General features: G+C 62.5%; 2 protein-coding genes and 2 rRNA genes (1 of these 4 running past the window's edge). All 4 read left to right on the top strand.

The annotated features are described in order from the left end of the window. A 23S ribosomal RNA gene (locus AB8O64_RS06395) occupies positions 1–2,464 on the top strand (it extends 660 nt beyond the left edge of the window). A 73-nt stretch (positions 2,465–2,537) separates the two neighbouring features. Further along, positions 2,538–2,654, top strand: a 5S ribosomal RNA gene (gene rrf / locus AB8O64_RS06390). A gap of 207 nt (positions 2,655–2,861) precedes the next feature. Next, a complete protein-coding gene (locus AB8O64_RS06385) occupies positions 2,862–3,452 on the top strand; it encodes a CDP-alcohol phosphatidyltransferase family protein (RefSeq protein WP_356457279.1) in 591 nt (196 codons plus the stop codon). 117 nt (positions 3,453–3,569) lie between these two features. Beyond that, complete coding sequence (locus tag AB8O64_RS06380) at positions 3,570–6,065, top strand: mannose-1-phosphate guanyltransferase (protein WP_356457281.1); 2,496 nt, start codon at positions 3,570–3,572, stop codon at positions 6,063–6,065. Positions 6,066–6,109: the final 44 nt, after the last annotated feature.

Raw genomic sequence — 6,109 nt, 5'->3', positions numbered from 1 at the left:
GCGTGCCTTTTGAAGAATGAGCCTGCGAGTTTGCGGTGTGTTGCGAGGTTAACCCGTGTGGGGAAGCCGTAGCGAAAGCGAGTCCGAATAGGGCGATTGAGTAGCGCGCCCAAGACCCGAAGCGGAGTGATCTAGCCATGGGCAGGTTGAAGCGGAGGTAAGACTTCGTGGAGGACCGAACCCACCAGGGTTGAAAACCTGGGGGATGACCTGTGGTTAGGGGTGAAAGGCCAATCAAACTCCGTGATAGCTGGTTCTCCCCGAAATGCATTTAGGTGCAGCGTCGTGTGTTTCTTGCCGGAGGTAGAGCACTGGATAGGCGATGGGCCCTACCGGGTTACTGACCTTAGCCAAACTCCGAATGCCGGTAAGTGAGAGCGCGGCAGTGAGACTGTGGGGGATAAGCTCCATGGTCGAGAGGGAAACAGCCCAGAGCATCGACTAAGGCCCCTAAGCGTACGCTAAGTGGGAAAGGATGTGGAGTCGCAGAGACAACCAGGAGGTTGGCTTAGAAGCAGCCACCCTTGAAAGAGTGCGTAATAGCTCACTGGTCAAGTGATTCCGCGCCGACAATGTAGCGGGGCTCAAGCGTACCGCCGAAGTCGTGTCATTCACACAATAGGTCCAACGACCGTGTGGATGGGTAGGGGAGCGTCGTGTGCCGGGTGAAGCAGCCGCGGAAGCGAGTTGTGGACGGTTCACGAGTGAGAATGCAGGCATGAGTAGCGATACACACGTGGGAAACGTGTGCGCCGATTGACTAAGGGTTCCTGGGTCAAGCTGATCTGCCCAGGGTAAGTCGGGACCTAAGGCGAGGCCGACAGGCGTAGTCGATGGACAACCGGTTGATATTCCGGTACCCGCTTTGAAACGCCCAATATCGAATCCATTGATGCTAAGGCCGTGAAGCCGTTCCGGACCCTTCGGGGAAAGGAAAGTGGTGGAGCCGCCGATCCAAGGTGGTAGTAGGTAAGCGATGGGGTGACGCAGGAAGGTAGTCCAGCCCGGGCGGTGGTAGTCCCGGGGTAAGGGTGTAGGCCGTGTGATAGGCAAATCCGTCACACATTAAGGCTGAGACCTGATGCCGAGCCGATTGTGGTGAAGTGGATGATCCTATGCTGTCGAGAAAAGCCTCTAGCGAGTTTCATGGCGGCCCGTACCCTAAACCGACTCAGGTGGTCAGGTAGAGAATACCGAGGCGTTCGGGTGAACTATGGTTAAGGAACTCGGCAAAATGCCCCCGTAACTTCGGGAGAAGGGGGGCCATGTCTGGTGATGAGGTTTACCCTCTGAGCTGGGTGTGGCCGCAGAGACCAGCGAGAAGCGACTGTTTACTAAAAACACAGGTCCGTGCGAAGCCGTAAGGCGATGTATACGGACTGACGCCTGCCCGGTGCTGGAACGTTAAGGGGACCGGTTAGCTTGGATTCGTCCAGGCGAAGCTGAGAACTTAAGCGCCAGTAAACGGCGGTGGTAACTATAACCATCCTAAGGTAGCGAAATTCCTTGTCGGGTAAGTTCCGACCTGCACGAATGGCGTAACGACTTCTCGACTGTCTCAACCATAGGCCCGGTGAAATTGCACTACGAGTAAAGATGCTCGTTTCGCGCAGCAGGACGGAAAGACCCCGGGACCTTTACTATAGCTTGATATTGGTGTTCGGTTCGGCTTGTGTAGGATAGGTGGGAGACTGTGAAGCATGCACGCCAGTGTGTGTGGAGTCGTCGTTGAAATACCACTCTGGTCGTGCTGGATGTCTAACCTGGGTCCGTGATCCGGATCAGGGACAGTGTCTGGTGGGTAGTTTAACTGGGGCGGTTGCCTCCTAAAGAGTAACGGAGGCGCCCAAAGGTTCCCTCAGCCTGGTTGGCAATCAGGTGTTGAGTGTAAGTGCACAAGGGAGCTTGACTGTGAGACCGACGGGTCGAGCAGGGACGAAAGTCGGGACTAGTGATCCGGCGGTGGCTTGTGGAAGCGCCGTCGCTCAACGGATAAAAGGTACCCCGGGGATAACAGGCTGATCTTCCCCAAGAGTCCATATCGACGGGATGGTTTGGCACCTCGATGTCGGCTCGTCGCATCCTGGGGCTGGAGTCGGTCCCAAGGGTTGGGCTGTTCGCCCATTAAAGCGGTACGCGAGCTGGGTTTAGAACGTCGTGAGACAGTTCGGTCCCTATCCGCTGTGCGCGTAGGAATATTGAGAAGGGCTGTCCCTAGTACGAGAGGACCGGGACGGACGAACCTCTGGTGTGCCAGTTGTCCTGCCAAGGGCATGGCTGGTTGGCTACGTTCGGGAGGGATAACCGCTGAAAGCATCTAAGCGGGAAGCCTGCTTCGAGATGAGTATTCCCACCCCCTTTGAGGGGTTAAGGCTCCCAGTAGACGACTGGGTTGATAGGCCAGGTGTGGAAGACCGGTAACGGTTGGAGCTGACTGGTACTAATAGGCCGAGGGCTTGTCCTCAGTTGCTCGCGTCCACTGTGTAGGTTCTGAAGTAACGACCGTGTTGTGTTCCGGTTGGTTAATTTCATAGAGTTTCGGTGGTCATTGCGTTAGGGAAACGCCCGGTTACATTCCGAACCCGGAAGCTAAGCCTTTCAGCGCCGATGGTACTGCATGGGGGACCGTGTGGGAGAGTAGGACGCCGCCGAACAATTTTTAGAGTAGCCCCTGTGGGAGCCATTTGGTTCCTGCGGGGGCTATTCTGCGTTTCCGGCCCGTTTCGTTTCCGGGCGGTTTCACCGCACAAAACCCCTCCCGCCCCTCTGCGAGAACCTCGCCCCCCTCTGCACGGACCGCCGAAGTCTGCGGGTAGGGTCAGGGGGCATCGTTGGTACATATCCCCACAGGAGGCCCCCGGGTGGAGGTCCAGGAGACGCGTGTCCAGACCGACCGCGTCCTCACCATCCCGAACATCCTCAGCATGGCGCGCCTCGTCGGCGTACCCCTCTTCCTGTGGTTGATCCTCCGGGGAAGCGACGGCTGGGCACTGCTCGTACTGGGACTGAGCGGCGTCAGCGATTACCTCGACGGAAAGCTCGCCCGGCGCTGGAACCAGATCAGCAGCCTCGGCCGGCTCCTCGACCCGGCCGCCGACCGGCTCTACATCCTCTCCACACTGGCCGGCCTCACCTGGAGGGAGATCCTTCCGGTCTGGCTCACCGCGGCCCTGCTGGCACGGGAAGCGATGCTGCTGGTCATGGTGTGGATTCTGCGACGCCACGGCTATCCGCCGCCGCAGGTCAACTTCCTCGGCAAGGCAGCCACCTTCAACCTGATGTACGCCTTCCCCTTGCTCCTTCTCAGTGACGGAGACGGCTGGCTGGCTTCACTCGCTGCTGTTTTCGGATGGGCGTTCGCGGGGTGGGGTACAACCCTGTATTGGTGGGCAGGGATCCTCTACGTGGTCCAGGTCCGCCGACTCGTCAAGGCGGACGCCACCACCGACTGACCTCGCCGTTGTTCATGAGCCCCATCAAGGAGCGAAAGCCGTACGCGAGACGCGTCGGCGACCCGCGCGGGTGAAGTCGGAACAGACCCGTCGTCTCGCAAGGAGGACGTTTCCGACATGAAGGCCGTCGTGATGGCCGGCGGCGAAGGCACTCGCCTTCGCCCCATGACCTCGAGCATGCCCAAGCCGCTCCTGCCGGTGGTGAACCGGCCGATCATGGAGCATGTGCTGCGTCTGCTCAAGCGGCACGGGCTCACCGAGACCGTGGTGACCGTGCAGTTCCTCGCCTCACTCGTCAAGAACTACTTCGGTGACGGCGAGGAACTGGGCATGGAGCTCACCTACGCCAATGAGGAAAAGCCACTCGGCACGGCGGGCAGCGTCAAGAACGCCGAAGAAGCCCTCAAGGACGATGCCTTTCTGGTCATCTCCGGTGACGCCCTCACTGATTTCGACCTGACCGACCTGATCCGTTTCCACAAGGAGAAGGGCGCACTCGTCACCGTCTGTCTGACGCGGGTACCCAATCCGCTGGAGTTCGGCATCACCATTGTCGACGAGGCGGGCAAGGTCGAGCGTTTCCTGGAGAAGCCCACCTGGGGCCAGGTCTTCTCCGACACCGTCAATACGGGCATCTACGTCATGGAGCCCGAAGTTTTCAACTACGTCCAGCCCGATGTGCCCGTCGACTGGTCGGGCGATGTCTTCCCGCAGCTGATGAAGGAAGGCAAGCCGATCTACGGCTATATCGCCGAGGGCTACTGGGAGGACGTCGGTACCCACGAAAGCTACGGCAAGGCCCAGGCCGACGTGCTCGAAGGCAAGGTCGATGTGGACATCGACGGCTTCGAGATCTCGCCCGGCGTCTGGGTCGCCGAAGGCGCCGAGGTGCACTCGGACGCGGTCCTGCGCGGTCCGCTCTACATCGGCGACTACGCCAAGGTCGAAGCGGGCGCCGAGATCCGCGAGCACACGGTGGTGGGCTCCAACGTCGTCGTGAAGAGCGGTGCCTTCCTGCACAAGGCCGTCGTGCACGACAACGTCTACATCGGCCCGCAGAGCAATCTGCGCGGCTGCGTCATCGGCAAGAACACCGACATCATGCGCGCCGCCCGCATCGAGGACGGCGCCGTCATCGGGGACGAGTGCCTCGTCGGTGAGGAATCGATTATCCAGGGCAACGTCCGGGTCTACCCCTTCAAGACCATCGAGGCGGGCGCGTTCGTCAACACCTCGGTCATCTGGGAGTCCCGCGGTCAGGCCCATCTCTTCGGTACCCGCGGTGTCTCCGGCATCCTCAATGTGGAGATCACCCCCGAACTGGCGGTGCGGCTCGCCGGCGCGTACGCGACGACCCTCAAGAAGGGCTCCACGGTCACCACGGCTCGCGACCACTCCCGTGGCGCGCGGGCGCTCAAGCGCGCGGTGATCTCCGCGCTGCAGGCCAGTGCCATAGACGTACGGGACCTGGAGAACGTGCCGCTGCCGGTCGCCCGGCAGCAGACCGCGCGCGGCAGCGCCGGCGGGATCATGATCCGTACATCGCCGGGCGTGCCGGACTCGGTGGACATCATGTTCTTCGACGAGCGCGGCGCCGACCTCTCCCAGGCCGGGCAGCGCAAGCTCGACCGGGTCTACGCCCGGCAGGAGTACCGACGGGCGTTCCCCGGCGAGATCGGTGATCTGTCCTTCCCGTCCAGCGTCTACGACTCGTACACGGGCTCGCTCCTGCGGTCGGTGGACACGACCGGGGTCGAGGAGGCGGGGCTCAAGGTCGTCATCGATGCCTCGAACGGCAGCGCGGGGCTTGTTCTGCCCAGCCTGCTCGGCCGGCTCGGTGTGGACGCGCTCATCATCAACCCCGGGCTCGACGAGGCGCATCCGACCGAGACCGCCGACACCCGTCGGTCCGGCCTGGTGCGGCTCGGGGAGATCGTCGCTTCGGCGCGGGCCGCGTTCGGCGTGCGGTTCGACCCGGTGGGTGAGCGGATCTCGCTCGTCGACGAGCGTGGGCGCATCGTCGAGGACGACCGTGCCCTGCTGGTCCTGCTGGACCTGGTCGCCGCCGAGCGGCGCAGCGGGCGGGTGGCGCTCCCGGTGACCACGACCCGGATCGCCGAGCAGGTGGCCGCGTACCACGGTACCCAGGTCGAGTGGACGACGACCTCGCCCGACGACCTGACCCGGGTCGGCCGCGCGGACTCGACGATCTTCGGCGGGGACGGGCGTGGTGGGTTCATCGTCCCGGAGTCCAGCAGTGTCTTCGACGGTACGGCCGCGTTCGTACGCCTTGTCGGTCTGGTGGCGCGTACGCAGCTCACCCTCAGCCAGATAGACGCACGCATTCCGCGGGCGCATGTGCTGCGGCGCGACCTGGCCACTCCGTGGGCGGTCAAGGGACTCGTCATGCGTCATGTGGTCGAGGCGGCCGGGGACCGCTCGGTCGACACGACCGACGGTGTGCGGGTGGTCGAGGCCGACGGTCGCTGGGTGATGGTCCTGCCCGACCCGGCCGAGGCGGTGACACACCTGTGGGCGGAGGGCCCGGACGACGCCTCCGCGCAGGCCCTGCTGGACGAGTGGTCGGCGATCGTGGACGGCGCCGGGCGCTGACCGGCGCGTAGCGGGGTACCCGTCAGCGGTACCCGAGAGAGTCA

Source organism: Streptomyces sp. QH1-20 (assembly GCF_041283565.1).
Classification (GTDB): domain Bacteria; phylum Actinomycetota; class Actinomycetes; order Streptomycetales; family Streptomycetaceae; genus Streptomyces; species Streptomyces syringius.
The sequence above is the reverse complement of the archived record's forward strand: the minus strand, read 5'-3'. Positions and strand labels throughout refer to the sequence as shown.